The 26,675-nt window shown below is 62.1% G+C and carries 26 protein-coding genes; 18 read left to right on the top strand and 8 right to left on the bottom strand.

Annotated elements, in window-relative coordinates; all coding sequences use genetic code 11:
• Positions 1-43 precede the first annotated feature (43 nt).
• Both LUN51_RS12140 and LUN51_RS12135 read left to right on the top strand, forming a co-directional pair.
• Positions 44-472 carry a DMT family transporter gene (locus LUN51_RS12140; RefSeq protein ID WP_277811474.1) on the top strand — a complete coding sequence of 143 codons (429 nt, stop codon included), beginning with the start codon at positions 44-46 and terminating at the stop codon, positions 470-472.
• A gap of 10 nt (positions 473-482) precedes the next feature.
• A complete protein-coding gene (locus LUN51_RS12135; RefSeq protein ID WP_011506125.1) occupies positions 483-965 on the top strand; it encodes a DMT family transporter in 483 nt (160 codons plus the stop codon).
• A gap of 3 nt (positions 966-968) precedes the next feature.
• Here LUN51_RS12135 and LUN51_RS12130 read toward each other — a convergent pair whose 3' ends face one another.
• Positions 969-1,175, bottom strand: coding sequence for a DUF3820 family protein (locus LUN51_RS12130; protein ID WP_277811473.1), 207 nt, complete (start codon positions 1,173-1,175; stop codon positions 969-971).
• Positions 1,176-1,378: 203 nt separating this feature from the next.
• On the opposite strand from LUN51_RS12130, the gene LUN51_RS12125 reads away from it, so the two are divergent.
• The 4 genes from LUN51_RS12125 (at position 1,379) to LUN51_RS12110 (ending at position 7,393) form a co-directional block, all read left to right on the top strand.
• Complete coding sequence (locus LUN51_RS12125) at positions 1,379-2,929, top strand: BCCT family transporter (protein ID WP_277811472.1); 1,551 nt, start codon at positions 1,379-1,381, stop codon at positions 2,927-2,929.
• Entirely contained in the window at positions 2,926-4,962 is a 2,037-nt protein-coding gene (locus tag LUN51_RS12120) for a CocE/NonD family hydrolase (RefSeq protein ID WP_277811471.1), read from the top strand. Before LUN51_RS12125 ends, LUN51_RS12120 begins: the two co-directional genes overlap by 4 nt.
• 53 nt (positions 4,963-5,015) lie before the next feature.
• Complete coding sequence (locus LUN51_RS12115) at positions 5,016-5,927, top strand: LysR substrate-binding domain-containing protein (RefSeq protein WP_246895465.1); 912 nt, start codon at positions 5,016-5,018, stop codon at positions 5,925-5,927.
• Between the two features lie 110 nt (positions 5,928-6,037).
• Complete coding sequence (locus tag LUN51_RS12110; protein WP_277811470.1) at positions 6,038-7,393, top strand: DEAD/DEAH box helicase; 1,356 nt, start codon at positions 6,038-6,040, stop codon at positions 7,391-7,393.
• Positions 7,394-7,435: 42 nt separating this feature from the next.
• Here LUN51_RS12110 and LUN51_RS12105 read toward each other — a convergent pair whose 3' ends face one another.
• Positions 7,436-8,119: a GntR family transcriptional regulator gene (locus tag LUN51_RS12105; RefSeq protein WP_277811469.1), complete on the bottom strand. Its 684-nt coding sequence runs from the start codon at positions 8,117-8,119 to the stop codon at positions 7,436-7,438.
• 201 nt (positions 8,120-8,320) lie between these two features.
• On the opposite strand from LUN51_RS12105, the gene LUN51_RS12100 reads away from it, so the two are divergent.
• From LUN51_RS12100 to LUN51_RS12070, 7 genes are all read left to right on the top strand, one after another.
• Entirely contained in the window at positions 8,321-9,955 is a 1,635-nt protein-coding gene (locus tag LUN51_RS12100; RefSeq protein WP_277811468.1) for a gamma-glutamyltransferase family protein, read from the top strand.
• Positions 9,956-9,957: 2 nt separating this feature from the next.
• Entirely contained in the window at positions 9,958-10,524 is a 567-nt protein-coding gene (locus tag LUN51_RS12095; RefSeq protein WP_277811467.1) for a chromate transporter, read from the top strand.
• Positions 10,521-11,051, top strand: coding sequence for a chromate transporter (locus LUN51_RS12090; RefSeq protein WP_246939571.1), 531 nt, complete (start codon positions 10,521-10,523; stop codon positions 11,049-11,051). The genes LUN51_RS12095 and LUN51_RS12090 overlap by 4 nt, the downstream gene beginning before the upstream one ends.
• Positions 11,052-11,170: 119 nt before the next feature.
• The gene (locus LUN51_RS12085; protein WP_277811466.1) at positions 11,171-12,190 is read left to right on the top strand and encodes a Bug family tripartite tricarboxylate transporter substrate binding protein; all 1,020 of its coding nucleotides are present in this window, start codon (positions 11,171-11,173) and stop codon (positions 12,188-12,190) included.
• Positions 12,187-12,732: a tripartite tricarboxylate transporter TctB family protein gene (locus LUN51_RS12080; protein WP_277811465.1), complete on the top strand. Its 546-nt coding sequence runs from the start codon at positions 12,187-12,189 to the stop codon at positions 12,730-12,732. The genes LUN51_RS12085 and LUN51_RS12080 overlap by 4 nt, the downstream gene beginning before the upstream one ends.
• A gap of 50 nt (positions 12,733-12,782) precedes the next feature.
• Positions 12,783-14,285, top strand: coding sequence for a tripartite tricarboxylate transporter permease (locus LUN51_RS12075; protein WP_277811464.1), 1,503 nt, complete (start codon positions 12,783-12,785; stop codon positions 14,283-14,285).
• Positions 14,286-14,342: 57 nt separating this feature from the next.
• Entirely contained in the window at positions 14,343-15,200 is an 858-nt protein-coding gene (locus LUN51_RS12070) for a transporter substrate-binding domain-containing protein (RefSeq protein ID WP_277811463.1), read from the top strand.
• Positions 15,201-15,254: 54 nt separating this feature from the next.
• Here the strand turns inward: LUN51_RS12070 and LUN51_RS12065 are convergent, their stop codons facing one another.
• The 5 genes from LUN51_RS12065 to LUN51_RS12045 all read right to left on the bottom strand — a co-directional run bounded on the left by LUN51_RS12065 (position 15,255) and on the right by LUN51_RS12045 (position 21,339).
• On the bottom strand, positions 15,255-16,262 hold the full coding sequence (locus LUN51_RS12065) for a zinc-dependent alcohol dehydrogenase family protein (RefSeq protein ID WP_246895472.1): 1,008 nt from the start codon (positions 16,260-16,262) through the stop codon (positions 15,255-15,257).
• Between the two features lie 129 nt (positions 16,263-16,391).
• Complete coding sequence (locus LUN51_RS12060) at positions 16,392-19,067, bottom strand: cation-translocating P-type ATPase (protein ID WP_277811462.1); 2,676 nt, start codon at positions 19,065-19,067, stop codon at positions 16,392-16,394.
• A gap of 224 nt (positions 19,068-19,291) precedes the next feature.
• On the bottom strand, positions 19,292-19,909 hold the full coding sequence (locus tag LUN51_RS12055; RefSeq protein ID WP_040244993.1) for a TPM domain-containing protein: 618 nt from the start codon (positions 19,907-19,909) through the stop codon (positions 19,292-19,294).
• 21 nt (positions 19,910-19,930) lie between these two features.
• Positions 19,931-20,716 carry a TPM domain-containing protein gene (locus LUN51_RS12050; RefSeq protein WP_277811461.1) on the bottom strand — a complete coding sequence of 262 codons (786 nt, stop codon included), beginning with the start codon at positions 20,714-20,716 and terminating at the stop codon, positions 19,931-19,933.
• Complete coding sequence (locus tag LUN51_RS12045; RefSeq protein ID WP_378092802.1) at positions 20,716-21,339, bottom strand: LemA family protein; 624 nt, start codon at positions 21,337-21,339, stop codon at positions 20,716-20,718. Before LUN51_RS12045 ends, LUN51_RS12050 begins: the two co-directional genes overlap by 1 nt.
• A gap of 191 nt (positions 21,340-21,530) precedes the next feature.
• On the opposite strand from LUN51_RS12045, the gene LUN51_RS12040 reads away from it, so the two are divergent.
• The 5 genes from LUN51_RS12040 (at position 21,531) to LUN51_RS12020 (ending at position 25,536) form a co-directional block, all read left to right on the top strand.
• Positions 21,531-22,253 (top strand): YebC/PmpR family DNA-binding transcriptional regulator, encoded by a 723-nt coding sequence (locus LUN51_RS12040; RefSeq protein WP_246939561.1) that lies wholly within the window; start codon positions 21,531-21,533, stop codon positions 22,251-22,253.
• A 121-nt stretch (positions 22,254-22,374) separates the two neighbouring features.
• Positions 22,375-23,385: an ABC transporter ATP-binding protein gene (locus tag LUN51_RS12035; RefSeq protein ID WP_277811460.1), complete on the top strand. Its 1,011-nt coding sequence runs from the start codon at positions 22,375-22,377 to the stop codon at positions 23,383-23,385.
• Positions 23,382-24,143 (top strand): ABC transporter permease, encoded by a 762-nt coding sequence (locus LUN51_RS12030; RefSeq protein WP_277811459.1) that lies wholly within the window; start codon positions 23,382-23,384, stop codon positions 24,141-24,143. The genes LUN51_RS12035 and LUN51_RS12030 overlap by 4 nt, the downstream gene beginning before the upstream one ends.
• A gap of 68 nt (positions 24,144-24,211) precedes the next feature.
• Positions 24,212-25,207, top strand: coding sequence for a nucleoid-associated protein YejK (yejK, locus tag LUN51_RS12025; RefSeq protein ID WP_277811458.1), 996 nt, complete (start codon positions 24,212-24,214; stop codon positions 25,205-25,207).
• 140 nt (positions 25,208-25,347) lie between these two features.
• A complete protein-coding gene (locus LUN51_RS12020; protein WP_075370445.1) occupies positions 25,348-25,536 on the top strand; it encodes a DUF3008 family protein in 189 nt (62 codons plus the stop codon).
• A 77-nt stretch (positions 25,537-25,613) separates the two neighbouring features.
• On the opposite strand, the gene LUN51_RS12015 is transcribed toward LUN51_RS12020, so the two are convergent.
• Positions 25,614-26,459, bottom strand: a complete 846-nt coding sequence (locus tag LUN51_RS12015; RefSeq protein ID WP_277811457.1) for an RsiV family protein — start codon at positions 26,457-26,459, stop codon at positions 25,614-25,616.
• Positions 26,460-26,675: the final 216 nt, after the last annotated feature.

The raw sequence follows: 26,675 nt of genomic DNA, 5'->3' as shown, positions 1-26,675 counted from the left end.
AAGCAAGGCGCTATCGTCGCCTTCCTTTTGCGGAGGTTACCCCATGAAAACCATCATCATATTGCTGACCGTCCTCCTGGCAGGCATGGGCCTGTCCATGGAAGCCGGTCTGCTCGGCCCCTTGGGAGAGGAGATCGGCCACTTCTCGGCGACCCTGTCGATCTTTCTCGTCGGCGGGTTGTTATTGACCCTGGCCTTGATCTTCGCCCGGCCCCGGCTCGGCCAACTGTTCCAACAGCCTCGCTGGCTCTTGACCGGCGGCATTCTCGGCCCGGTCTACGTCGTCGTGCTCACCATCGCCACGCCCTTCGTGGGCGTGGGTACGACCATGATCGGCATTCTCAGCGGCCAGGTCGCCGCCAGCCTGGCCATCGACCACTTCGGGCTGCTGGGCAGCGAACGTCGCGCCGTCGACGGCTACCGGCTTCTCGCCCTGCTATTGATCATCGCCGCCCTCGGGCTCATGCAGTAAGGAGACTCCCATGCTACTGCCGTTCATCTTTCTCGTGCTTCTCGTCGGCGGCGCGGCTCTCGCCGCGCAATCGTCGATCAACGGCCGTCTCGGCGCCAATGTCGGCGTGCTGGAAAGCGCCTGGCTGACTTTTGCCTCGGGTGCCTTGGTCACCTTTCTGTTGATGTTCTTCTTCGAGCCCGCGCACAGCGAGACCTTGTTCACGGTTCCCAAGTGGCAGTTGATCGGCGCCCTGTTCGGCGTGGTCTACATGCTCGTCATCGTCTTCGCCGTGCCCCGCGTCGGCACCGCCGCCGCCACGGTCGCGACGATCTCCGGTCAATTGCTGATGAGCGTGTTGATCGACAACTTCGGCTGGCTGGGCAACGCCCGCATGCCGCTGGACGCCTCGCGCTATACCGCCCTGGCCCTGCTCGCCGGCGCCCTGGTGCTGATTTACCTGAGCAATACGCGGCGACGGGGCCAGCAGGCCAGAACTGCCACCGCGGGATGAGCGTCAGCGCAGCGGTTCGAGCAGCGCGTTGAGGCCGTTGTGGTCGATTTCATGCATCAAGGCGAGCAGCCGCCCGATTTCCCCCTGCGGAAAGCCCTCCCGGGCGAACCAGGCCAGATAGGGGCCGGGAAGGTCAGCGATGAGTCGGCCTTCGTATTTACCGAACGGCATCGTGCGGGTGGCGAGCTTTTGCAAATCTTCAGAGTTCATGGCGGCGCTTCTCGCGTAATGATTCGATGCGGTCATGCTAACGAACGCGTCATCGCACGTCGCCATGGCGCGTATGCCATGCGTCGCACGCATACCCCCATTACCAAGTAGCGTTTGAGCGTAGCGCACCGTGTGTCGGTAGAGTGGCATGCCATGCTATCGGCGCATGGCGCCACACGATAACGACAAACGGAGACTGGGTGATGCAAACATCGCTACGGCCCTTGGTTTTCTGGCCAACCTTCCTGGTATTGCTGGCAGCGGTAATCGCCAGCTACGTCAATCTCGATGCCTTCCTGGCGACCGCCAGCGCGCTAAACGATGCCATTCTGGATAACTTTGCGTGGCTCTTCAGCCTGGGCAGCCTGTACCTGCTGGTGTTGGCCGTCATCGTCTATTTCTCGCCACTGGGTAAACTACGCATCGGCGGTGAGCAGGCAACGCCCATGCTGTCGCGGCTGCGCTGGTTCTCGATCACCTTGTGCACCACCCTGGCCGTGGGGGTGTTGTTCTGGACCACCGCCGAGCCGCTTTATCACTTCATGGGGCCGCCCGAATCACTGGGTCTGGAAGCCGGTTCCAGCGATGCCATGCTGTTCGCGATGTCGACCATGTTCCTGCACTGGTCGTTCACGCCCTACGCCATCTACGCCGTGCCGGCGCTGATCTTCGCGCTGGCGTTTTATAACCTGCGTTTGCGCTTCTCGATCTCGAGCATGCTGGAGCCGGTATTCGGGCCCAAGGTCAAGCGTTTCGGCGGCTTGATCGACGCCGTCTCGCTCTACGCCCTGGTGGCCGGCATGGCCTCGTCGCTGGGCACCGGCGCGCTGACGCTGGCCGGCGGCGCAGGCCAGTACCTGGGCGGCGAGGCCAGCCCCCTGCGCCTGGGCGTGGTCATTGCCCTGATCGTGGTGACCTTCGTCATTTCGGCGGCTAGCGGCCTGCAGAAAGGCATCGCGCGGCTATCGTCGCTGAACGCTATATTGCTGTTGATTCTGGGCGTGTTCATCTTCGTGGTGGGGCCGACGAGCTTCATGCTCTCGCTGGGCGTGGAGTCCTTCGGCGTCTATCTCGACAACTTCTTCACCAAGAGCCTGTTCACCGGCGCCGCCGGCGAGGACCAGTGGCCACAGTGGTGGTCGATCTTCTACTGGGCGGTATGGTTCGCCTGGGCGCCCATGGCGGCGCTGTTCCTGGGCAAGATTTCACGCGGCTACACGGTACGCGAGTTTCTGCGCGTCAATCTGTTTTATCCAGCCCTTTTCGCCTCCGCTTGGGTCATCATCTTCTCCGGCGCGGCGCTTTACTTTCAGGCCCACACCGGTGTCGACCTGCATGCCATTCTTAATGACCGCGGCGTGGAAAACGTGCTCTACGAGCTGTTTCGACAGATGCCTTTCGCCGATGTCTGGATTCCCTTGCTGCTGTTCATTGCCTACATCTCCTACGTCACGGCGGCGGACTCGCAGACCGATGCCATCGGCAATCTTTGCACACGCGGTCTGACCGCCGACTCGGACCTCAACACTGGCGTGTCGATGAAAGTCCTGTGGGGCGTCATCGTCGGCATCGTGTCCTGGGTCATGGTCAGCTTCGTGGGCATCGACGGCATCAAGATGCTCTCCAATCTCGGCGGCCTGCCGGCGCTGATCATCGTGCTGCTCGCCACGGGCTCGCTGTGGCGCTGGTTGAAACATCCTGAGCGCCTCGCGACACCGCCTCACTCTTCTCACGCTTCCAAGGACGACGCATGAACATCAAGCACGACTTTCCACACCGCGTGCGCGAGATCGAGAACCAATGGATCGTGCTCGCCGATGGCACGCGGCTAGCGGCCCGTATCTGGTTGCCCGAGGATGCCGAGTCGAAGCCAGTGCCGGCGATCCTCGAATACCTGCCCTATCGCAAACGCGACGGCACGGCGGTGCGCGACGAGCTGACTCACCCCTACTTCGCCGGCCACGGTTACGCCTGCATTCGGGTCGATATGCGCGGCAACGGCGAGTCCGACGGGTTGATGGAAGACGAATATGCCCCGCAAGAGCAACGTGATGCGCTGGAGGTGATCGATTGGATTACCGATCAACCCTGGTGCGACGGCAAGCTCGGCATGATGGGCATCTCCTGGGGCGGCTTCAATAGCCTGCAACTCGCCGCGCTGCGCCCCGAACCGCTCAAGGCGATCATCACGCTGTGCTCCACCGACGACCGCTACGCCGACGACATCCATTACAAGGGCGGCAACATGCTGCTCGAGAACCTCGGCTGGGCGGCGACCATGCTGAGCTTCTCCGCCGCCGTGCCCGATCCGGCGCTGGTCGGCGATCGATGGCGCGAGATGTGGAAGCATCGCCTCGACAACATGCCGCTGCTGGCGGAAACCTGGCTCGAGCATCAGCATCGTGACGACTACTGGAAACATGGTTCGATCTGCGAGGGCTATCACCAAGCGCTAGGCGGCATCGAAGCGGCTGTCTATATGGTCAGCGGCTGGGCGGATTCGTACATCGATGCCATTCCGCGAATGATGGAGCACCTGTCGTGCCCCAAGAAGGCGCTGATCGGGCCGTGGATGCACAAGTACCCGCACTTTGCGATCCCCGACCCGGCCATCGGCTTTCTGCAGGAGGCGCTGCGCTGGTGGGACTACTGGCTCAAGGATACCGACACCGGCATCATGGACGAGCCCGCGTGCACCTTCTATCTGCAGGATGGCGTGCCGCCCGCACCGAATTACCTCGAACGCCCGGGGAAGTGGGTGCGGACCTCAGCCTGGCCAGCGCCCAGCGACGAGGTCGAGATGCAGTCTCTGGTACTCGGCGATTACGGCCTGGGGAGCAAGGGTCGGTTGAGCAATGATCGACAAATCGCCTCCCCGCTGACCACAGGCTCGCTGCAGGGCGAGTACATTCCGCTATGGTTTGGCGCCGACTTTCCCCCCGACCAGCGTCGCGACGACGGCCTGTCGTTGACCTTCGACTCGGCGCCCTACATCGAAGGGCTCGACATTCTCGGCCAGCCGACGGTGAGGGTGACGCTCGCCAGTGCCGAGGATTGCGGTCAGTTCCACGTGCGCCTTTGTGACGTAGCGCCGAGCGGCGAGAGCGCGTTGATCACCTACGCCACGCTCAATCTCAATCTGCGCGACGATCCCGGCACGCTCACGCCGCCGGTCCCCGGCGAGCCGATGGATATACGCCTGCCACTGGACCTAATCGGCTACCGCCTGCCCCCAGGACACCGCCTGCGCGTGGCGCTCTCCAGCGCCAGTTTTCCGCTTGTGTGGTCGCCCCAAAAGCGCGCTGACCTGACGCTTCAGTCGGGCATGCCGACACTCGAGCTGCCATGTTCAAAAGCGGCTTACATCTCGATGCCATTCGAAGCACCGGAGAGCGCCGCGCCGTGTCGCGTCGAAACGCTTCGCGGCGGACAACCCAAGCGCACTCTCAGCGAAGACGTCGGCAGTGGCGAGGTGACCGTCACCGTGGAAGACGACATGGGCGACATTCGCTTCGAAGATCACGGCTTACGTGTCGAGCAAAAAGCAAAAGAGGTCTACAGCAGTCACCCGACCGACGCCACACGGACACGTGCCAATATCGAATGGGTCTATCGTGCCAGCCGCGATGAAGGCGACGGTCAGTTCGCCGTCGAGGTGACCAGTCGCTATCACCTGCATTGCGACGCAGACACCTTCTACCTCAGCGCCGAGCAAATCGCCCACGAGGGCGAGACACTGGTCAGTGAGAAGTCGTGGCAGCGCGAGATTCCACGCACGGCCATCTGACCGGCGGCGTGCATGTTATGCTCCGGGGTCGTTTCATGGCCCCGGATACGTCTATGTCTTCCCGTGATGCGTTACCGCCGTTGGCGTGCTTGCGTGCCTTCGAGGCGGCCGCGCGGCATGCCAGTTTCACGCAGGCCGGCAGCGAACTGCACCTGACCCAGAGCGCGGTCAGCCGCCAGATCAAGCGGCTCGAGGACGACCTGGGCCGGCCACTGTTCGAACGTCATTACGAAGGCCTACGTTTAACGCCCGCCGGCGAACACTACTTTCGCGTGGTGCAGCGCCTGTTGCGTGACCTGCGCGACGAAACGGCGCGCCTGCGGCGTCGCGGCGACGACCGTCAGCTCACGTTGGCCTCCAGCCCCACCATTGCCTCGATCTGGCTGGCGCGGCAGCTTCCCGACTTCCAGCGTGCGCATCCGCATATCGAGATCCGCATCCTGACGGTCGAGGACCCTCACCGCCTGGACCTCGCCGAGTTCGATCTGGGCATCTACTATCACGTTCCTCACGAGGTCGACCCCACCGGCCTCGACGCCGAGGCGATCTTCGCCCACGAAGAGGTCGCCGCGGTATGCAGCCCGGCCTACCTGGCTCGTCATGGTGACATCCGCGATGCCGATGACCTGCTCGCTCGTCACACGTTGATGGTCGTCGAAGATCATTATCATGACTGGCTAACCTGGGAAGGCTGGTATCAGGCCCAGAACCTGGCCTGGCGCACGCCGGAGCACAGCCTGCGCGCCAACAGCTTCCAATTGCTGATGAATGCCACTCTGGCCGGGCAAGGCGTCACCCTGGGCTGGAAACACCTACTCGAGGCGGACCTGGCACAGCGCAACCTCGTGCAGGTTCTACCGCATACGCTGCCCAGCCGGGGGTGCCTGTCACTGCTCACCCCGCAACATCGCCACCTGACTGAGCCCATGCGCGCATTTCGGGCCTGGGTGTTGGGCGCCACCTGAACAGTGCCCGCGCTCATACGCCTAAAGTGGCATGCCTGGATCATATCCGGTAAGCTGCACGCCCGCTGCCCGCCTACTCTGGCCCACTTCGCAGCCACCGAGACGACTTCATGAGCTTTACCTCCTTGGGGCTTTCCGCTCCGATTCTGGATGCCGTGGCCGAGCAAGGCTACGAGACACCCTCACCGATTCAAGCCAAGGCGATCCCCGCCGTTCTCGACGGACGCGACGTCATGGCCGCCGCGCAGACCGGCACCGGCAAGACCGCCGGTTTCACGCTACCGATCCTCGAGCGCCTGTCTACCGGCACGCGCGCGCCCGCCAAGCAAGTGCGCGCGCTGATTCTCACGCCGACCCGCGAGCTGGCCGCCCAGATCGGCGCCAATATCGAGGCATACGGCAAGCATCTGCCGCTGCGCAGCGCCGTGGTCTTCGGCGGGGTGAAGGTCAACCCGCAGATCGCCAAGCTACGCGGCGGGGTCGATATCTTGGTGGCAACGCCGGGTCGACTGCTGGATCTGTATAGCCAGAAGGCCGTCAGTTTCGATGCGCTGGAAGTACTGGTGATGGACGAAGCCGACCGCATGCTCGACATGGGCTTCATTCACGATATCCGCCGGATCCTCAAGACCCTGCCCGCCAAGCGTCAGAACCTGATGTTCTCGGCGACTTTCTCGCAAGAGATCCGTGCGCTTGCCAAGGGCATGGTCAACGACCCTGTGGAAATCTCGGTCACGCCGCGTAACACGACCGCCGAGACGGTCACGCAGTGGATTCACCCGGTGGACAAGACCCGCAAGCCGGCGCTGCTCACACACTTGATCCACGAGAATCAGTGGCAGCAAGTGCTGGTCTTCATGCGTACCAAGCATGGCGCTAACCGCCTGAGTCGCCAGCTCGAAGACGCCGGTATCGAGGCGGCTGCGATTCACGGCAACAAGAGCCAGAATGCGCGCACCAAGGCCCTCGACGGCTTCAAGAGCGGCGATATTCGTGTACTGGTGGCAACCGATATCGCCGCGCGCGGCCTCGACATCGATCAGCTCCCGCAAGTGGTCAACTTCGAGCTACCCAATGTCGCCGAGGACTACGTCCACCGTATCGGACGTACCGGACGCGCAGGTGCTAGCGGCCACGCGGTGTCGCTGGTCAGCCCCGAAGAAGGCAAGGAGCTCGCGGGAATCGAGCGGCTGATTCGCCAGACGCTGGAACGCCAAACCATCGCCGGCTTCGAGCCCAGCGAAGCACTCGTCAGCGGCCAGGGCACCAGCCCGCCGCGCGGTGGCAACGGTGGAGGCCAGCGCAACGGTAACGGACGCGACAACGGCCAACGTCGCGGTGGCAACTCAGGCGGTAACGACTCACGCAACAGCAATGCATCCCGCGATCGCAATGGCGGCGAAAATCGCCCGCGCCGCCGTCGTGGCGGACGGGGTCGCGGTAACGGCACCCAAGGCGGGGCATAAGTCACGTCAATCGAGAGTCGTGGTACTATCGGCGCCGACGGCTCACGTATCGTCGTCGGATGCCGGTGACTCGCAACAACCGCGGGCAACACTGTGAGACAGCCGGATGTGATCATCGAGCAATGCCCGCGCGGCGCGAATGTCTCGACTCAGTGCCAGTTCGACCAGCTCGCCATGTTGGCGATCAAGCGCCTTCCGCACCGCCGGATTGGGCGGCGCCAGGCGCCGGTAGCGGTCGAACTGGTCGTGTAATTGTTCGATGAAGCGTAACAACCAGTGCGAACCACACGACGCTAGCAACGCCCGATGAAAGCGCAGGTGTGCTTGCTCCCATTCCTCCACTTGCTCAGGATGCTCGTCGGCACGGCGCAACCGATGATGCGCCGCCAATACCTGTGACTCCCATTCTGAATCTCCCGCCTGAAAAGCCTGCGTCAACGCCATGCATTCAAGCTGAGCGCGCAGCCCCGCGATGTCATCTAGCTCCTCAAGCTCCATTGCTGGGACTCGAAACCCCCGCTGGTTGACCTGCTCGAGCAGGCCGTAGGCCGCCAGTCGGTTGAGAGCCTCACGCAGCGGGCTGAGCCCCACTCGGTAATGGTCCTTGAGGGCGCTGATGGCGAGCTTCTCACCCGCCGCGAAACGTCCGCGAATCAAGTCCTGCTTGAGTGTCTCGAAGATTCGGCTCGAGGCCATGTCGCGACTAGTCGATGGCGATGCGGTCATGGCGTGGTTCTCTTATCAAGTTCAAAGGTAATGGCTGGCGATATGTGTTTCCGTTCGGCGAGCAAGGATTTGCCTCAGTGCAGTAAGCCCTTTGCCAAAATCCCATATTGACGTTAATTAAATTGCGCGCCATAGTCATCTCAACAAAATCGATTTTTTAATTCAAAACGATTTATAACATAACAATCGATCGGAGACGGCATGTTGACGCCCTTTTCCCAGGCAACGCCCTACACTTCCCAGCGCAGCGCTACCTATGCCAAACACGGAATGGTCGCCGCGTCCCAACCACAAGCCAGCCAGGTTGGCCGTGACATTCTCGCTCAGGGCGGCAACGCAGTGGACGCCGCCATCGCCACCGCAGCGGCGCTCACCGTGGTCGAACCCACCGGTTGCGGGATCGGCGGTGACGCTTTCGCGCTGGTCTGGATAGCCGACGACAATGCAGGCAACGGGGAACTTCACGGTCTAAACGCCAGCGGCACCGCCCCCGCCGCATTGACCCCACAGGCGGTCGCCGAGGCCGGATTCGAGTCCATGCCGCTTTACGGATGGACGCCGGTGACTGTGCCCGGCATTCCCGCCGCATGGGCCGAACTATCGCAGCGCTTCGGCAAGCTCGATTTTCAGGCGCTGCTCGCCCCGGCGATCCGCCTAGCCCGAGAGGGCTTTCCAGTCTCGCCGGTCATCGCCAGTCTCTGGCAACGCGCCGAGGAGACCTTCCGCAAACATCTAACGGATACCGCTACCTCAGGCTGGTTCGAGACCTTCGCGCCGACCGGGCATGCCCCGCGCGCCGGCGAGTGGCACCGCTGCGAGGAGCAGGCGAAAACCCTGGAAGCCATCGCCGCAAGCCACAGCGAGAGTTTTTATCGCGGCGAGCTGGCCGAGCGCATCGACGCCTTCTCCCGCGAGACCGGTGGCTATCTGCGTGCAGAAGATCTTGCCGGTTATCAGCCGGAATGGGTCAAGCCGATCGCGGCAGACTACCGTGGTCATAAAGTCTGGGAGATTCCGCCCAACGGCCAGGGGCTGGTCGCGCTGATGGCGCTGCGCATACTCGAGGGCTTCAAGATCGACAGCCGCGACAATCCCGAAGTAATGCACCGCCAACTCGAGGCGATGAAGCTGGCCTTCAGCGATGGGCAGGCCTATATCACCCAACCCGAGCACATGACCCATAGCGTCGAATCGCTACTCGGCGACGCCTATACGCGAGAGCGCCGCGCACTGATTGGTGAATCGGCGCTGGACCCGACCCCAGGCACCCCGCAGGCCGGCGGCACCGTCTACCTGGCGACCGCCGACAGCGACGGCAATATGGTCTCGTTCATACAGAGCAACTACCACGGCTTCGGCTCCGGTGTAGTGGTGCCGGGTACCGGCATCGCGCTGCAGAACCGCGGCCACAACTTCAGCCTCGACCCGAACCACGACAACGTGCTCGCGCCGGGCAAGAAGACCTTCCACACCATCATTCCCGGCTTTTTGACCCGCGACGACGGCACGCCGCTCGGGCCGTTCGGCGTGATGGGCGGCTTCATGCAGCCCCAGGGCCACGTCCAGGTGGTGATGAACCTGATCGACTTCGGCCTCAACCCGCAGGCCGCGCTCGACGCACCGCGCTGGCAGTGGATGGGCGGCAGGCGCATCGGCATCGAGCACGGCTACCCGGCGCCGCTGGTACGGGCGATGGCCGAGCGCGGCCACGACATGCGCGTCGATCACGACCCGCGCGGCTTCGGTCGCGGGCAGATGATCATCCGCGACCCGGACAGCGGCATCTACTGCGGCGGCACCGAGCCGCGCACCGACTCCAGCATCGCGGTGCTGTGATCATGCTGCGTACTCAAGCCCAGCTATTCATGGCCTTCCTGCGCATCGGACTGTTCGGTTTCGGCGGCGGCCCGTCGATGATCCCGCTCGTTCATCAGGAGGTGGTTAAACGCCACGCTTGGATGGACGACGAGGCATTCGCCGACGTGCTGGCGATAGGCAATACACTGCCCGGGCCAATCGCCACCAAGATGGCCGGTTATATCGGCTACCGGGTCGGCGGCGTGCTGGGCGCACTCAACGCCGTAGTCGCGGTGATCGGGCCAATAATCATTGCAATGATCGCGCTACTCGGACTCTACGCCCGTCACGGCGACCAGCGCTGGGTGCAGGGCATGGGCCAGGGCGTGGTCCCCGTCGTCATGGTGATGATGGCCAAGTTGACCTGGGATTTTTTCACCAAGTCGCGGGCCAGCCTTGGCTGGCTTGTGACGCTGGTGATGGGGGCCATCGCCGGTGGGCTGATCTACTGGCTCGATGTGCACCCGGGGCTGGTCATCGGCGCGATCTTGATCACAGCGTTACTGCGCCCCGAATCGCAGCAAGCGACCAGCGAGACGAACAAATGATCTATTGGCACCTGTTCCTGGCGTTCTTCATCCCCAACATCGTCGGTTACGGCGGCGGCCCGGCGATCATCCCGCTGATCGAGAACGAGGTGGTCGGCCGCTATGGGTGGATGAGTTCACAGGCTTTCGCCGAGACCTTGGCACTGGGCAACGCCCTGCCCAGCCCGATCGCCACCAAGATGGCCGGCTATATCGGCTACGACGTCGCCGGCGTGCCCGGATCGCTGATCGCCACCTTCGCCACCGTCGCACCGTCGCTGCTGCTGATGCTAATTGCGCTTGGCACGCTGTATCGCTACCGCGACTCGATCAAGGTCAAGTCGATGAGCCAGTGGGTCCGCCCTGTGGTGATGACGCTAATGGCCTATCTGACGTGGCGCTTTCTCGCCGAAGGGCTGGAGACCGCCGGCGCGGTGCACACCGCGATCATCGGCGGCGTGGCCGGCGTATTACTCCTGGCGACCCGGGTTCACCCGGCGTTCGTCGTGTGTTTCGGGCTCGGCTACGGCGCGCTGCTGCTCGGGTAGCGAGCGCCATGACCTCCCGTTCGCGGATTCGGCGATGTACCGCGCGAATCCACCAAGGCTCTTACGAGTCGGTAATCAAGCAATGCATGAATACGATGACCAACAAGGACAATATAGCCATGTCATTTACTTCTCAGCAGAGCAACACTATCCAAGGTCGTCCCCAAGCAACCCGCTCCCTCCGTTTCAAGCTAATTATCGGGGGGCTAGTGCTGGGTACAGCATTAGGTGCTAGCACCGCATCACTGGCCCAAGCCGAGGACTATCCCAACAAGCCGGTAGAATTCATCGTTCCATGGTCACCGGGCGGTGGCAGCGACACCTTGATGCGAGTGGTCTCCAATAATGCCGAAGAGTACCTCGGTCAGCCCATGCCGGTCATCAACATGCCCGGCGTCAGCGGCACCACCGGCCTCAAGGAACTATCCAAGCGCGACCCCGACGGCTACACGGTAGGCCAGATCCACGAGGGGCTACTAGTCGCCAACCATACCCAACTGACCCAACTCAACTGGGACGACTTCACCCCGGTCGCCGCCATGACCGCTTCGCCGCAATATCTAACGGTCAACGCCGATAGCCCATGGCAGACCTTCGACGAATTCGTCGACTACGCCCAGGACAACCCCGGCGAGATCCGTGTCGGCGTGACGCTTGGCGGGATTCCCCATGTCCACGCGGCGATGATGGAGGATGCCGCGAATCTATCGTTCCGTTATGTCGGTTTCGAGGGCACCGGTGCTCGCATCCGTGCGCTTGTTGGCGGGCATATCGACGCGGCGATTGGTGATATCGCCTCGAGTGGCGAGTTCGTCAAGAATGGCGATCTACGTTTCCTGGCGGTGGGCAGCGCTGAGCGTCAGGAAGAGACGCCAGACGTGCCGACCTTCAAGGAACTCGGCTACGACTCGCTCAGCCTCAACATCGTGCGCGGCCTGATCGCTCCCAAGGGTACTCCAGAGGATAAGGTCAAAGTACTCGCCGATGCCATGCAGGAACTCTCCCAAGATAAGCAGTTCATCCAGGCGGTACATAACGCCGGCGCCCAAGTACATTTCGAAGGTCCTGAGACATTCACTGACTACCTCAAGACCACCGACGAGACCATCGAACGGCTGTCCGGGAAGCTAGCCAAATGAGTCCGCAGTCTTCTTCGCAGCAGACCCGATCGTCGGATCGGGTCGCCGATGACGATACTCGGCGCGCCAACGCGCTCGCCCATCTGCTGCTGAACGGCGCGCTGGTGGTGCTGTTCGGCGCGCTGTTCGTCCAAGCCGGGGCGCTGCCCTCGTCGATGTGGGAACCCCTCGGTTCGGGCAGCTTTCCACGTCTGGTACTGGCCGTCCTGATGGTGATCAACCTGGGCATCATGGCCCAGGAGTGGCGACGCTATCGCGGTGCGCCGCGTGCCTCAGCGGGGCTTGTCAAGCGCTGGATGTGGCGGCACCGACTGGCGCTCGGCGTGCTGGCGCTGTTCGCCCTATACATCGTCGGCGTGCCGATGCTGGGCTTTCGCCTGGCCTCGCTGCTCTTCCTGACCCTGGTCCAGCTCACGCTTGGCGTGCGTCGCCCTCGTAGCCTGGCCATCGCCGCGATCATCGCCGTGACGTTCTCGTTCGGCATCGACTGGCTGTTCCGGGATGTCTTCATCATCAGCCTTCCGCGCGGCCCCTTCGGCTGAACATTGGCTGACACCATGGCTTCGCAGCTGCCCTCGAGAGGAGACATAACATGACGGAAGCGCTGTTCGCCGGCATGGACCAGTTATTCACGCTGCCGACCATGGCCACCATGCTGCTCGGCGTGGTCGCTGGCGTCATCGCCTCGGCGATTCCCGGCTTCACCATCACCATGGCCATCGTGCTGACCCTACCGCTGACCTTCACCATGGACCCACTGCAGGGCGTGGCGACCATGCTCGCGGTCTACGTCGGCGGCTATTCGGGCGGACTGATAAGCGCGGCCCTGCTGGGCATTCCCGGCACGCCCTCTTCGGTGGCCACTACCTTCGACGCCTTCCCGATGGCGCGCAGCGGCCAGCCCGGTCGCGCCCTGGCGCTGGGTATCTGGTCATCGTTCTTCGGCGCCCTGGTCAGCGCAATCGTGCTGATCATCGCCGCCCCACCGCTGGCAATGATCGCCGTCAAGCTGGGCGCCTGGGAGTATTTCTCGCTGATCATCTTCGCCATGACGGTGGTCGCCAGCCTGGTCGGCAAATCGATGCTCAAGGGTCTGATGACCGGCCTGCTGGGACTTTTCATCGCCACCGTAGGCGCCGACCCGATGATGGGCGTGGCGCGCTTCACCTTCGACTTCGACCTGCTCGCCAACGGCTTCCCCTTCCTGGTGGTACTGATCGGCATCTTCGCCGTCAGCCAGTTGCTCCAGGAAGTCGAGGACGCCGAGCAGACCAAGCACGGCAAGCAGTTGATTCCTGCCAACGTAGCCTTCAAGCCACTGGATGCGCTGCGCGAAACGCTGACCTACCCGATCAACTTGATCCGTTCGTCGCTGGTCGGGGTGTTCATCGGCGCGGTCCCCGGCGCTGGCGGCAGTATTGCCAACTTGCTGGCTTACGACCAGGCCAAGCGTGCTTCCAAAACACCCGAGAAGTTTGGCACCGGCACGCCCGAGGGCGTCATCGCTTCGGAATCCGGCAACTCGGCGACCTCAGGGGGCGGGTTGATCCCGATGATCGCTCTCGGCATTCCCGGCAGCGCCGTCGACGCCGTACTGATGGCCTCGCTGATGGTTCACGGCATCGGCATCGGCCCGCGACTAATTCTCGATCACGGCGATCTGGTCTATGGCATGTTCATGGCCATGCTGCTCGCCGCGTTCATGGTGCTGGTGGTGTGCCTGTTCAGCATGCGTTTCTTCCTGCGTGTTACCGACGTGCCGCGTTCGGTTATCGTCCCAGTAGTCCTGGTGTGCTGTGTCGTCGGCGCATTCGCCCTCAACAACCGCGTCACTGATATCTACCTGCTGCTAGGGGTGGGAGTCTTCGGCTATATCCTCAGTAAGCTGGACTACCCTCTGGCCCCGTTAGTGCTCGGCGTCATCCTCGGTCCGATTGCCGAAACCAACCTGCGCCGCGCACTGATGACCGACGAGAACTGGACACTGTTTTTCACCCGGCCGATCTCCCTGACGCTATTAATCCTTGCCGTGGTGTCAGTGGCCTTTGCAATTCGTCATCGGCTGCGCCAGCGCCACACCGCGAAACCTGCCTGACCCGGCCCCCTCGGGGGCCGCTTCGAAACCTCATCGATGACAACAAGGAATTAGCCCATGTCACCTTCCCGCTTGCTGGACTTTCATCCACCCGTGGCCACACCGTTCAAGCTGGCCATCGCCGTGCTGCTTGTTGCCCCTAGCCTGACCAGCACCCTTTCCGCACAGGCCAGCGACATTTCCGGCGAGGATAGACAGCACGTACGCATCGCCGTCGACGTGCCCTACCCGCCGTTCGAGTACCGCAACGCCGACGGTGAGCTGGCCGGGTTCGAGATCGATTTGGGCAACGCGCTCTGTCAGCGCGCCAAACTGGACTGCGAGTGGGTGGTACAAGGTTGGGATGGCATCCTCCCCGGACTGCTATCGCGCAAGTACGATGCCATTTTATCGTCGATGCGCATCACCCCCGCCCGCGAGAAGCAGGTACGCTTCACCGACCCCTACGCCATGTCACCCAAAGTGTGGGTGGCGCGACGTGGCAGCGACATCGATATCGACGACATGGAGACACTGAAAGGCTTGTCCGTCGGCGTGCAACGCGGGACGACACAAGATAACTATGTCACCGAGCGCTACGCAGATACTCTTGATATCCAGCGATATGCCACGGCAGCAGATGTGGCACTCGACCTACAGTCGCAGCGCCTCGATTTGGCATTCATCAACTATCCAGTCGCTTTGGATACGTTGGACGTCGATGACACCAATAGCGATTTTGTCCAAGTCGGGCCCCGCATCAACAGCCCTGAGTCGATCTTTGGCAAGGGTAACGCCATCGCCGTGCGACCACGCGACAAGGACCTGGCTGCCACTTTCAATCAAGCGCTGGACAGCGTCTACGCCGACGGCACTTTCATCGAGCTGATGGAACAGTACTTCGACTACGACCTGCGGCCCGCGTCGAGGAAATAAAAAAACGCCGTCGGAGAGTCTCCGACGGCGTTTTAGTTTTCCATTTACTGACAATCAAAATTCCAGGCAGATCTTGCCGAAGTGACGCCCTGCCTCTTGGTGACGAAACGCCTCGGCGATCTCGTCGAGGGCGAACCGGCGGTCGATGACCGGATGTAGATCGCTGGCGTCGATGGCACGGATCATCTCAATCTGATCGCGCCGGCTACCTACGATCAAGCCCTGCAGACGCGCCTGCTTGGCCATCAGCTTGGCGGTAGGAATTTCGCCGCCGCGTCCGGTGAGCACGCCAATCAATGAGATGTGTCCGCCGATGCGCACGGCGTCGATGGATTGCGGCAGCGTGCCAGGGCCACCGACTTCGATGACATGGTCGACGCCCCGGCCACCGGTGAGTGCCTTGACGCGCTTGCCCCACTCCGGCTCGGTCTTGTAGTTGAGCGTGTGATCAGCGCCCAGTTCCTTAAGCCGTGCGATCTTCTCGTCCGAGGACGAGGTCGCTATCACCGTGGCGCCCATCAGCTTGGCGAACTGCAAGGCAAAGATCGAGACACCGCCGGTGCCCAGCACCAGCACCGTGTCACCCGCCTTGAGCTTGCCATCCACCACGAGTGCACGCCAAGCGGTCAATCCGGCCGTGGTCAAGGTAGCCGCTTCGGCGTGGTCGTAATCGCGCGGTGCGTGGGTAAACCACGTCGTCGGACGCACGACCTGCTCGCGCGCGTAGCCATCAACACCATCGCCAGGCGTGGTGGTGAAGTCGCCGATCCGTGCCGGCCCTTCGAGCCAACCTGGGAAGAACGTCGATACCACGCGGTCACCCACGGTGAATTCCTCGACGCCTTCACCCACGGCTTCGACGACACCGGCCCCATCCGACATGGGAATACGGCCGTCTTCGGTCGGCATGGCTCCGGCGACAACCCCGTAATCATGGTAGTTGAGCGAGCTGGCATGCACCCGCACGCGCACCTCGCCCGGCCCCGGCTCGCCCGGCGCTTCGCGTTCGTGAACATCGAGCTTATCCAGCCCGCCCGGACTACGTAATGTGACGACGTTCATGGCACTTTCCTTTGCTGTTTGAATGCTATTCATAACCTTCAATGGCGATCCGCAGTCCCAACTTCAATGTGGCGGTTAACCTTGTCGGCACGGCGCCCTTCTTATTTGCCATCAACCTTGAGTCGATTTTTAGCGCCATATGGGCGAGCGCAGCCATTTCGCCAACTCATCGACGACCAGCAGCGTGACCGCAATCGCCAACAGAAGGCCCCAGGTCTGCAACGATACCGGTTCCAGCCCCAGCACATCCTTGAGGCCGGGAATGTACATCGCCGCGATATGGATGCCCTGCGCGGCCACGATCGAGCCTAGTAGCAAGGGATTGTTGAATGGAATCCGGAACAACGAGCGGTGCTCCGAGCGGCAGCTCAACAAGTGCACGTTCTCGAAAAGCACCATCAGTAGCAGCGTCAAGTTGCGGGCCTGATCCTCGCCCATGCCCATCGCCGAATGCAGATAGAAATACACGCCAAACGCCACCAGGCCGATATACATTCCGGAAACCAATACGTTCTCGACCATATGACGATTGAATATTGGTTCATCTGGCGAGCGCGGCGGGCGCTTGAGCACGTCCGGGTCGGTCTTCTCGAAGCCCAGAGCGACGTCCTGGATGCCGTTGGTAACCATGTTCAGCCACAGCAGTTGCACCGCCGTCAGCGGTATCGGCAGTCCGAAACCCAGCGCCAGGAAAAACAGCAACACTTCGGCCGCGCCGGTCGATAGCAATAGCCAGACGACCTTGCGCACGTTGTCGTAGGCGGTGCGTCCCCATTCTATGCCCGGCACGATGGAGACGAAATTATCGTCGGTGAGAATCAGGTCGCCGGTGTTGCGCGCCACGTCGGTGCCACTTTCGCCCATGGCGATCCCGATGTTGGCGCGATCCAGCGCCGGTGCGTCGTTGACCCCGTCGCCGGTAACGGCGACGAAATGTCCGGCACGCTGCAGCGATTCGACGATGCGAGTCTTCTGCAGCGGCTCGACCCGGGCAAAGACACGCGCCCGGCCGATGTGCTCGCCGGCTCCGTCGCCGGCCTCCGACAAAGACTTTCCGGTGAGCACCTGCTGCGGGTCATCGGTCAGCTTGAGGCCGTGGCCGATAGCATAGGCCGTGTCCGGATGGTCGCCAGTGACCATGCGCACCCCCACGCCGGCGCCGTAACACTGCTCGATGGCCTCGGGAACCTGGTCGCGCAGCGGGTCGATCATCGCCGCCAGTCCCAGCAGATCCAGTCCGCGCAGGCTCTCCTCATCTGTGCCATCCACCTGGCCGCCGGCAATCGCGAGTATCCGGAAACCCTCTTCGGCCCACGCCTTTCGCTGTTCCTCGGCGACGCACCGGGTCTCGCCATCGAGGTTGCACATTTCCATGATCGTTTCCGGCGCCCCTTTCGCGTACGCCAGCGTGCCGCCTTCGGCCTCGCTGAACACGGCGCTGAAGAACTTGGACGGATCGAACGGAATGCGCGCCTGCTCGGGGTAGTCGTCGTCCAGACGCCGGCGGTCGATCCCGAGCTTCTCCGCCAGAATCAGAAAGGCCAGATCCGTGCTGTCGCCCTTGCTGTCGGCGATCTCGCCGTTGTCGACCCGCAACGCGCCTTCGTTGGCCAGCGCACCGGCGGTGGCGAAGCGTTGCAGAGCATCGCGCAGCTCGTCATCGGGCGACTCGCCTTCCGCTGTGACCTCGCCTTCAAGCCCGCGCCCCTCGCCGCCGATCTCGACGCGCCGCCGCGCGCCCAGCCAGGTCCGCTGCACGGTCAGCTGGTTGGCGGTCAACGTGCCGGTCTTGTCACTGGCGATCAGCGTGCAGGAGCCCAACCCTTCGACAGCCGCCAACCGACGCACGATCACGTTGCGTTTGGCCATCCGGGCGGAGGCGACCGACAGCGCGACGGTGATGGCGACCGGCAGCCCGGCCGGTATCGCCGAGACCGCCAGGGCCACCGCCACGGTGACGATGTCGGCAAGCCCTTTGCCGTTGAGGAACTGGATCAGCGCCACTCCGGCCACTGCCACCAGCGTGAAGACCGCGATCCAGTTGGTCAGCCGCTTGAGCTTGTGCACCAGGGGCGGCGTGCCGCTATCGGTCTCCGCCAGCGATTCGGCGATCTGGCCGATCTCGGTGTGTTCGCCGATGCGAACGACGATGCCGGTGGCACGGCCGTTCATGATCGAGCTTCCCGAGTACAGCAGCGTCTCGCGCTTTGCCAGGGGTGTGTCTTCGTCCAGTTGTGCGTCGGCGTTCTTGGCGGCCGGGGTGGATTCCCCGGTCAGCAGCGACTCGTCAGCCTGCAGGTTGGTCGTCTCGATCAGCCGCAGGTCGGCGGGCACCGCATCGCCGGATTCGAGCAGCACGATGTCGCCGGGCACCAATTCGGCCGCCTCGACTTCCTCGCTACGCCCGTTGCGCAATACCCTCGGGCGAATGCGCACGACCGATTGCAGCGTCTGCGCGCTGGACTCGGCCTGGTACTCCTGAAAGCAGCCGACGACGGCATTGAGCACCAGCACAGCAGTGATGAAGACGGCGTTGGCGAAGCCACCGGCGAACAGTGAAACCGCCGCTGCGATCAGCAGGATATAGATCAGCGGGTCGGTGAACTGGCGCAAAAAGATGCGCACCAGGCCGGCATGCGCATCGTCGGGAATCTCGTTGGGGCCGTAACGCTCGCGCCGACGCGTTACCTCGTCACTACTCAGGCCGCTGTCGGCATCGCTGTCGAGATGGTCGAGAACCGCCGCCGTCGACTCGGCGTGAAAGCTAACATCAGGGTATTCTTCGCTGCGTCCTTGCTGCGCCACAACGCCTCCTGTACTGACCACGGTGGCACCCTTCCTGGGCACGGAAATCGTAAGCTCAGCATAGCAGCGCTCCATCACGACAACGATCCAACTACGCCAACTCCTATGGATTAGCCACACGCGCCCTGGCGTGCCGTCCAGTCTAGAGCGGCGCGATGATGCGATAGCCTACGGAGGAGTGGGGAACCGGCGACGACACGCCATGAGGCGTGTCGTCGGGCGTTTCATTCCAGCACGATCAGACGATTGGGGAGTTCGTTGCGCTCGTGCGTGGCGGGAACGTGCTCTCGGAGGTGCTCACCGCATGCTTCGATACAGGAGAGAAAGCCCTGCAGCGTCTGGCCTTGCTTTACCTGCTGGGTGAAGGTCGAGACAATGCCCTGCCAGGTTTCGTCGTCGAGGCGGCTGGAAATCCCGCGATCGACCAGGATCTCCACGTAGCGCTCAGCCTCGGAGACGAAGATCAGCATGCCGGTGCCGGCTTGGGTGTGATGCAGGTTCTGTTCGAGAAACTGCCGCCTTGCCAGATTGGCGGCCCGCCAGAAGCGCACACGTCGCGGGATCAGACGCGTCGTCACCGCCGGCAGCCGAAACACAATCGCGAGCACCGCGAAACACGCCCACTGCACGATCAACAGCTCCGAAGCACCCAGCCATTGGGGGAAATAATTGATCGCCCCCGGGATCAACAGGGACAGAATCCCTGCCCAGAGCAATGGGATGTAAGTGTAATCGTCGGCCTGCGGCGCGAGTACGGTGACTAGTTCGGCGTCGGTATCGCGCTCGATGTGCGTAATCGCATCACGCACCTGCTGCTGCTCGCTGTCGCTCAATAATGCCATGGTGATGTCCCTTGCGTTGATCTACCAGCCACCGGAGGCACCGCCCCCGCCGAAACCACCACCGCCGCCGCCGAAGCCGCCGCCTCCGAGGCCGCCACCGCCGCCTCCGAAACCGCCGCCCATGGCGCCGCCAAGCAGAAGACCGCCGAGCAAGCCACCGCCGCGTCCGCGACGACGCCCGCCGCGTCCGCCACCACCGATGCCGCGTACGATACCCATGACGATCATCAACATGACGAAAAACGCCACGGATGCGCCGCCGACATCGCGCGATTTATCTTGCCCGGAAGCCGATCCGGCAGGAGGCGCATCGGCCATCGGGTCGCCGCCCAGGACCTGAATGATCGCTTCCGTACCTTGGGTAATACCGGTCGCGTAATCGCCCTCACGAAACGCCGGGGCGATCTGCTGTGTGATGATTGCCGAGGACTGCGCATCAGTCAGGCGACCCTCGAGGCCATAACCGACCTCAATGCGGATGGCCTGCTCTTCCATGGAGACGATCAACAGCGCGCCAGTGTCTTCACCCTCCTGACCGATGCCCCAATGACGTCCCAACTGATAGCCGTATTCCTCGATCGGCGCACCCTGTAAATCGGGCAGCGTGACCACGACGACCTGCTCGCCGGTATCTTCCTCGTGCGCCGCGAGCATGCCGCTCAACTCATCTTGAGTCGACGCATCTAGAAGGTCGGCCTGGTCGACCACGCGCCCGGTCAGCTCGGGAAACTCGATGTCCTGCGCCTGAACGCTGAGGGCACAGGCCCACAATAGCGCCAGACATGTCAGACGGATGCAATGCCTCATTAGAACTCCACCTCAGGCGCCTGATCGGCGTTCTCAGCAGTCGCTTCGAAGTTTTCGCGAATCGGCATGTCGCTATACAAAAGGCCATGCCAGAGTCGCCCGGGGAAAGTACGAATCTCTGTATTGTATTGCTCAACCGCCTGGATGAAGTCGCGGCGCGCCACGGCGATGCGATTCTCGGTACCTTCCAGCTGCGACTGCAGTGCCAGGAAGTTCTGGTTCGACTTCAGCTCCGGATAGCGTTCGGACACCGCCATCAGGCGACTCAGCGCCCCAGTCAGTTGGCCCTGAGCCTGCTGAAATTGCTTCAGCTTTTCGGGATCGTCCAATGAGTCGGCGTCGATGTTGATCGAGGTTGCCTTGGAACGCGCTTCGATCACGGCCGTCAGCGTTTCCTGTTCTTGATCGGCGAAGCCTTTGACGGTTTCCACCAAATTGGGCACCAGATCCGCGCGCCGCTGATATTGGTTCTCGACCTGCGCCCAGGCCGACTTCACCTGTTCGTCCAGCGTAGGAATATTGTTGATGCCGCAGCCTGTCAGCGAGACGGCAAGGCACAGCCACAGCATGACGTGCCAGACGGAACGAGCAGTAAACGGCATTGGCAAGGATCGCATCGACATATGCATTTCCGATGAAGTGGGCAAATAGAGACCCCCTAAGCTACAGGTGAGCGCGCATTAAGCATAGCGTCGACTGAAGGAGACGGCGTATCGTCGGGAGACCAAACGTCGGCAGCGCAAAATTAAACCTGCCTCGACCGGCGATGTTGCGTAGAATCTTGTGCGTTGCGAACCATTTGATAGGGCATGACATGGGTAGGGCTTTCCAGAACCGCAAGGAATCCATGGCCAAGACGGCCGACGCCAAGACCAAGGTGTACAGCAAATACGGGCGTGAGATTTACGTTTGCGCCAAAGCCGGCGGGATCGACCCCGAGGGCAACCTCGCCCTGCGTGGTTTGATCGAGCGCGCCAAGAAGGACCAAGTCCCGTCGCACGTCATCGACAAGGCGCTGGACAAGGCCAAGGGCGGTGGCGGCGAGGACTACTCCCTCGCGCGCTACGAGGGCTTCGGTCCGGGTAGTTGCATGGTCATCGTCGAATGCCTGACCGACAACCCCAACCGCACCTTCGGCGACGTACGCGCCTGTTTCAACAAGGCCAAGAGCAAACTCGGCACCCCGGGCAGCGTCAGCCACATGTTCGATCACTGCGCGATCCTCGCCTTCGAGGGTAGCGACGAGGAAGCGGTGTTGGAAGCCTTGATGGAGGCCGATGTCGATGTCACCGACATCGAGAGCGAAACCGATCGTATTACCGTGTTCGCGCCTCATACCGAATATGCCAAGACCAAGCAGGCCCTCGCCGAGGCCTTCGGTGAGCTCGATTTCGAAGCCGACGAGATCCAGTTCCTGCCGCAGACCACGACCCCCGTCGTCGGCGATGACGTGGCCATGCTCGACAAGCTGCTCGCTACCCTCAACGATCTCGATGACGTTCAGAACATCTACCACAGCGCCGAGCGGCAAGACTGACCCGGCCTCGTCGACGATGCACTCGCCGACGACGTACTTACCGATCAGGTGAGCGCCGGCCACGGCATGCCGGCGCACGCCTATACTGATCGTCCCATTCTCCACGGGAGCCCGGTATCGCATGAGTCATGACATCGCAGACGCCACTGCCACCGAAACTCGCCCCACCGAACGCGCCCACACCCTGCAAGCCACGCCCTCGGTGATCGCCGTTCAGGGGCTGACCAAGCGTTACGCCTCGGGCTTCGAGGCGCTCAAACGCATCGACCTGGATATCCAGCATGGCGAAATCTTCGCTCTGCTGGGGCCCAATGGTGCCGGCAAGACCACCCTGATCAGCATCATCTGCGGGCTGGTCAACGCAAGCGACGGTCAGGTCCGTGTCAACGGCCACGACATCGTCACCGACTACCGTGCCGCGCGCGCCCAGATCGGCTTAGTCCCTCAGGAATTGACCAGCGACGCCTTTGCCACGGTCTGGAACACGGTCAGCTTCAGCCGTGGCCTGTTCGGCAAGCGCGCCGACTCTGCGCACATCGAGCGTGTGCTCAGGTCGTTGTCGTTGTGGGACAAGCGTCGCAACAAGATGATCACGCTCTCGGGCGGCATGAAACGCCGGGTACTGATCGCCAAGGCGCTGGCGCACGAGCCGCAGATCCTGTTTCTCGACGAGCCTACCGCCGGGGTCGATGTCGAGCTGCGTCGCGACATGTGGGACGTGGTGCGGTCGCTACGCGACCAAGGCGTCACCGTCATCCTGACTACGCACTACATCGAAGAGGCCGAGGAGATGGCCGACCGCATCGGCGTGATCAACGATGGGGAGATCGTGCTCGTCGAAGAGAAAGCCGCCCTGATGCGCCAGTTGGGCCGCAAGCAGCTGCGGCTCGATCTGCAGACGCCACTGGCGTCCATTCCCGAGACGCTGGCGCACTATCCTCTGAGCCTCGCCGACGACGGCCACGTACTGGTCTATACCTACGCCGCGTCACCTGACGAACACTCGACGCCGGCAAGCATCAGCGCCCTGCTCAACGATATCGAAGCAGCGGGCGTTCGATTCAAGGACCTCCACACCGAGCAAAGCTCGCTGGAGGAAATTTTCGTCAATCTGGTGAGGAAGGACGCATGAATTTCCGCGCGGTCGGCACCATTTACCATTTCGAATTGGCACGCGCATGGCGCACGTTGCTGCAGAGCCTGGTCTCGCCAGTGATTTCCACCTCGCTGTACTTCGTGGTCTTCGGCGCCGCCATCGGCTCGCGCATTCAGGAAGTCGAAGGCGTCAGCTACGGCGCCTTCATCGTGCCCGGGCTGATCATGTTGATGCTCCTCACCCAGAGCGTCTCCAACGCCTCGTTCGGGATCTTCTTTCCCAAGTTTACCGGCACCATCTACGAGGTACTCTCGGCGCCGGTTTCTTATTTCGAAATCGTCCTCGGGTATGTAGGCGCGGCGGCCACCAAGTCGCTCATCCTGGGCTTGATCATCCTCGTCACCGCCAGCTTCTTCGTGCCCTTGCGTATCGACCATCCATTCTGGATGCTGCTGTTCCTGACACTCACCGCCCTTACCTTCAGCCTGCTGGGCTTTATCATCGGTATCTGGGCGGAGGGTTTCGAGAAGCTACAACTCGTGCCGCTCTTGATCATCACACCGCTGACCTTCTTGGGCGGCAGCTTCTACTCCATCGACATGCTGCCCCCTGTGTGGCAGACGGTGACGCTGTTCAACCCGGTCGTTTATTTGGTCAGTGGCTTTCGCTGGAGCTTCTACGGCATCAGTGATGTGAGTGTCGGCGCCAGCCTGCTCATGATCATGATATTTCTGGGCCTGTGCCTGGCGCTGGTCGGCTGGATCTTCAAGACCGGTTACAACATCAAGCCCTAGATAGGCCTTAGAAGCTGGCCCGTACTGGGCGTTATCATGCCCGTTTTCGTTTTCACCAAGATGCCACCATGCCGATTCTGACCAGCACCATCCATCGCATCGACAAGTCCGATACCGAGACGCCCGCCACGCTGACCTGCGCCGAGCACGCACCGTCATCGACGGCATCTCTCGAGGCATTGCTGACGAGTGTCAATGACAGCTTTCATGCCAAGCCCAAGGCCTGGGGTCACTTCGGCGAGACCGGCAGCAGCGCCTTCGCCGCGGGACTCTCGGAGTATCTAGCCGGATCGATCGATTTCGTCACCTGGAGCGCGCGGATGGCGGAGCGCATCAATGCCTTGATCGACGCCCACCTCTCGGTGGGTGGCCATCTGCTATTCGTGCATTATCAGCACGGCGAGACGCAGTACGTCAGTGTGGCACTCCTCCATCATCGCCAGGGTTTTGCCATCGATAATGCCCTCGAAGTGACCGAAACGCCTCAGCTCAATCTTGGCCAATTGATGCTCGCCGCACGCATCGACCTCGCTCAATGGCAGGGCGGCGCCTCACATCAGTACGTGTCTTTCATCAAGGACCGCGGCGGCAAGAAATTCGCCGAAGGCTTCCGCGAACTGCTCGGCGTCGAGGAAGGCGTGGATGCCAGCGGCGAAACCCGAACCTTGCTCAAGGCATTCAGCGACTATGCCGAGCGCGAGGACTTGTCTGACGACGCCAGCCGCGAGAAGACCGATGCCGTGATCGACTACGCCAACACCCAGGCCAAGCACGGCGAAAAGGTGACCCTCGATGAGTTGTCCGAGCTCGTCGACGAGCAACATCCCAAGGCGTTTTACGACTACATTCGTCATCAGGATTACGGGCTCTCCGAGGAGATACCGCCGGACAAGCGAGCTCTCAATCAATTCCGGCGCTTCACAGGGCGCGCCAGCGGCGTCTCGATCAGCTTCGACTCTCACTTGCTCGGCAACAGTATCGAATTCGACGCCGAGCATGATCGCTTGATCATCAAGAAGGTGCCCGGCCCACTGAAGGAACAGCTCAAGCAGCGCAAGGAATAATAAAAGCGCACTAGATGCCTGGCTCGTGTCGGTCGGGACACATACGGTCACCATCGTGACATTGCGATGCCCGTGGCAGCGTCTATCTTGGCTTAAGATAGCCACGCTTATTGAAGCGCCATCACGGAAGAGGTGACGATATGCCCGCCAAGTCTCAGGCCCAGCAAATGGCTGCCGGTGCCGCGCTCGCCGCCAAACGCGGCGAGAAAAAGGCCAGTGAGCTAGAGGGAGCCGCGAAGTCGATGTACGACTCGATGAGCGAAGAGGAGCTGGAAGCCATGGCCTCGGCCCAGCAAAAAGGCAAGCCCGAGCACGACTCGAACGCCTGATCGTACGATCACCGCCTGCGACGATCGCCCTCACGAGACACGACCGTCAGCGACACCCTCCCGGTTAACGCATGCCGTCAGCGCTCCAGATAGCGTGGCTTGACGATGCCTTCGAGCGCCTGGGCAGGAATGCGTAGCTCCGGTTGCCCATAAGAATAAGGCGCGATGTCATAGGCGTTGTAACGTACCCGCCATTCATCGGCAAACGGTGCCACGTTGCGGTTCATGCTCAGCGGCCAGGATTCGACAAAGTCGGCACCCGCCTGTTGTTCTTCCAGCCAACGTAGATGCGCGCGCGACAGTGCCTTGCGATACGCGGACGTCTGGCCCTCGCGCAGCATGTCATCGAGTGTCACCACGCGTCGCTCGCGTTCGTCGATGACCATGAACTGCGTCAGCGGCATACCGTGCGCCCCGCCGGTGAACACGTAGCTATCGAGCTGGATGGTAGTCAGCTCGGCATGCCGGTCATAAACCTCTGCCTTGAAGACCGCCTGGTAACCGGGTAATTCAGGCACGCGCTCCCGCGCCGCCTTGGCCTCGTCGAAGAACGTCTGCGCATACTCTTCCCAGGACGCAATCACCACTTCGCTTTCGCCATTGGTGATACCCGAGCCCATGCTCAGCAGCGAATCTCGCAGCCGCTCGCTCAGGCCCGGTGCTCCGGGTAAACGCAGCGATTCGATCTCGATGGTCGCACAACGTCCTGCCGGGCAATCACCCTCGACGAAGCTTTTCTCCACGCGCTCGACATCCAGCCCTTCCGGCGCCGGCGACCATGCTTGGCAACCGCCAAGCACCGCCAGAACGCCCAACATGACGCCACCGCCCGCCAGACGGCGTGCGATCGATACATTCGCCTCACAGAACAAGATCCTTCCTCCCTGATAGGCCGAGGTTAGCCCGGCTGTCCTTCCTGACACGATTCCATCGTGTTGCGCATGACCCACTATAGACGATATCCAGTAATGGAAGCGTGGGTCTGCGCTGGACGCTCTTACCCTCTCGGGCGGGAAAACATGATGAAAGGGCCGATGAGCCGATTACAGAATCGGGCATGGACTCGACAGAATCGCGCATTTTGTCTGCCGTCACAGGGTCCATACTGAAGGAGCCATCCCGCCATGCCGCTTATCAGC

Source organism: Chromohalobacter canadensis (genome assembly GCF_029544075.1).
Classification (GTDB): domain Bacteria; phylum Pseudomonadota; class Gammaproteobacteria; order Pseudomonadales; family Halomonadaceae; genus Chromohalobacter; species Chromohalobacter canadensis_A.
The sequence above is the reverse complement of the archived record's forward strand: the minus strand, read 5'-3'. Positions and strand labels throughout refer to the sequence as shown.

Bases quoted from the DNA above. Each gene is read 5' to 3' on its own strand.
- LUN51_RS12140 (WP_277811474.1), top strand. From the start codon at position 44: ATGAAAACCATCATCATATTGCTGACCGTCCTCCTGGCAGGCATGGGC.
- LUN51_RS12135 (WP_011506125.1), top strand. From the start codon at position 483: ATGCTACTGCCGTTCATCTTTCTCGTGCTTCTCGTCGGCGGCGCGGCT.
- LUN51_RS12130 (WP_277811473.1), bottom strand. From the start codon at position 1,175: ATGAACTCTGAAGATTTGCAAAAGCTCGCCACCCGCACGATGCCGTTC.
- LUN51_RS12125 (WP_277811472.1), top strand. From the start codon at position 1,379: ATGCAAACATCGCTACGGCCCTTGGTTTTCTGGCCAACCTTCCTGGTA.
- LUN51_RS12120 (WP_277811471.1), top strand. From the start codon at position 2,926: ATGAACATCAAGCACGACTTTCCACACCGCGTGCGCGAGATCGAGAAC.
- LUN51_RS12115 (WP_246895465.1), top strand. From the start codon at position 5,016: ATGTCTTCCCGTGATGCGTTACCGCCGTTGGCGTGCTTGCGTGCCTTC.
- LUN51_RS12110 (WP_277811470.1), top strand. From the start codon at position 6,038: ATGAGCTTTACCTCCTTGGGGCTTTCCGCTCCGATTCTGGATGCCGTG.
- LUN51_RS12105 (WP_277811469.1), bottom strand. From the start codon at position 8,119: ATGACCGCATCGCCATCGACTAGTCGCGACATGGCCTCGAGCCGAATC.
- LUN51_RS12100 (WP_277811468.1), top strand. From the start codon at position 8,321: ATGTTGACGCCCTTTTCCCAGGCAACGCCCTACACTTCCCAGCGCAGC.
- LUN51_RS12095 (WP_277811467.1), top strand. From the start codon at position 9,958: ATGCTGCGTACTCAAGCCCAGCTATTCATGGCCTTCCTGCGCATCGGA.
- LUN51_RS12090 (WP_246939571.1), top strand. From the start codon at position 10,521: ATGATCTATTGGCACCTGTTCCTGGCGTTCTTCATCCCCAACATCGTC.
- LUN51_RS12085 (WP_277811466.1), top strand. From the start codon at position 11,171: ATGTCATTTACTTCTCAGCAGAGCAACACTATCCAAGGTCGTCCCCAA.
- LUN51_RS12080 (WP_277811465.1), top strand. From the start codon at position 12,187: ATGAGTCCGCAGTCTTCTTCGCAGCAGACCCGATCGTCGGATCGGGTC.
- LUN51_RS12075 (WP_277811464.1), top strand. From the start codon at position 12,783: ATGACGGAAGCGCTGTTCGCCGGCATGGACCAGTTATTCACGCTGCCG.
- LUN51_RS12070 (WP_277811463.1), top strand. From the start codon at position 14,343: ATGTCACCTTCCCGCTTGCTGGACTTTCATCCACCCGTGGCCACACCG.
- LUN51_RS12065 (WP_246895472.1), bottom strand. From the start codon at position 16,262: ATGAACGTCGTCACATTACGTAGTCCGGGCGGGCTGGATAAGCTCGAT.
- LUN51_RS12055 (WP_040244993.1), bottom strand. From the start codon at position 19,909: ATGGCATTATTGAGCGACAGCGAGCAGCAGCAGGTGCGTGATGCGATT.
- LUN51_RS12050 (WP_277811461.1), bottom strand. From the start codon at position 20,716: ATGAGGCATTGCATCCGTCTGACATGTCTGGCGCTATTGTGGGCCTGT.
- LUN51_RS12045 (WP_378092802.1), bottom strand. From the start codon at position 21,339: ATGTCGATGCGATCCTTGCCAATGCCGTTTACTGCTCGTTCCGTCTGG.
- LUN51_RS12040 (WP_246939561.1), top strand. From the start codon at position 21,531: ATGGGTAGGGCTTTCCAGAACCGCAAGGAATCCATGGCCAAGACGGCC.
- LUN51_RS12035 (WP_277811460.1), top strand. From the start codon at position 22,375: ATGAGTCATGACATCGCAGACGCCACTGCCACCGAAACTCGCCCCACC.
- LUN51_RS12030 (WP_277811459.1), top strand. From the start codon at position 23,382: ATGAATTTCCGCGCGGTCGGCACCATTTACCATTTCGAATTGGCACGC.
- yejK (WP_277811458.1), top strand. From the start codon at position 24,212: ATGCCGATTCTGACCAGCACCATCCATCGCATCGACAAGTCCGATACC.
- LUN51_RS12020 (WP_075370445.1), top strand. From the start codon at position 25,348: ATGCCCGCCAAGTCTCAGGCCCAGCAAATGGCTGCCGGTGCCGCGCTC.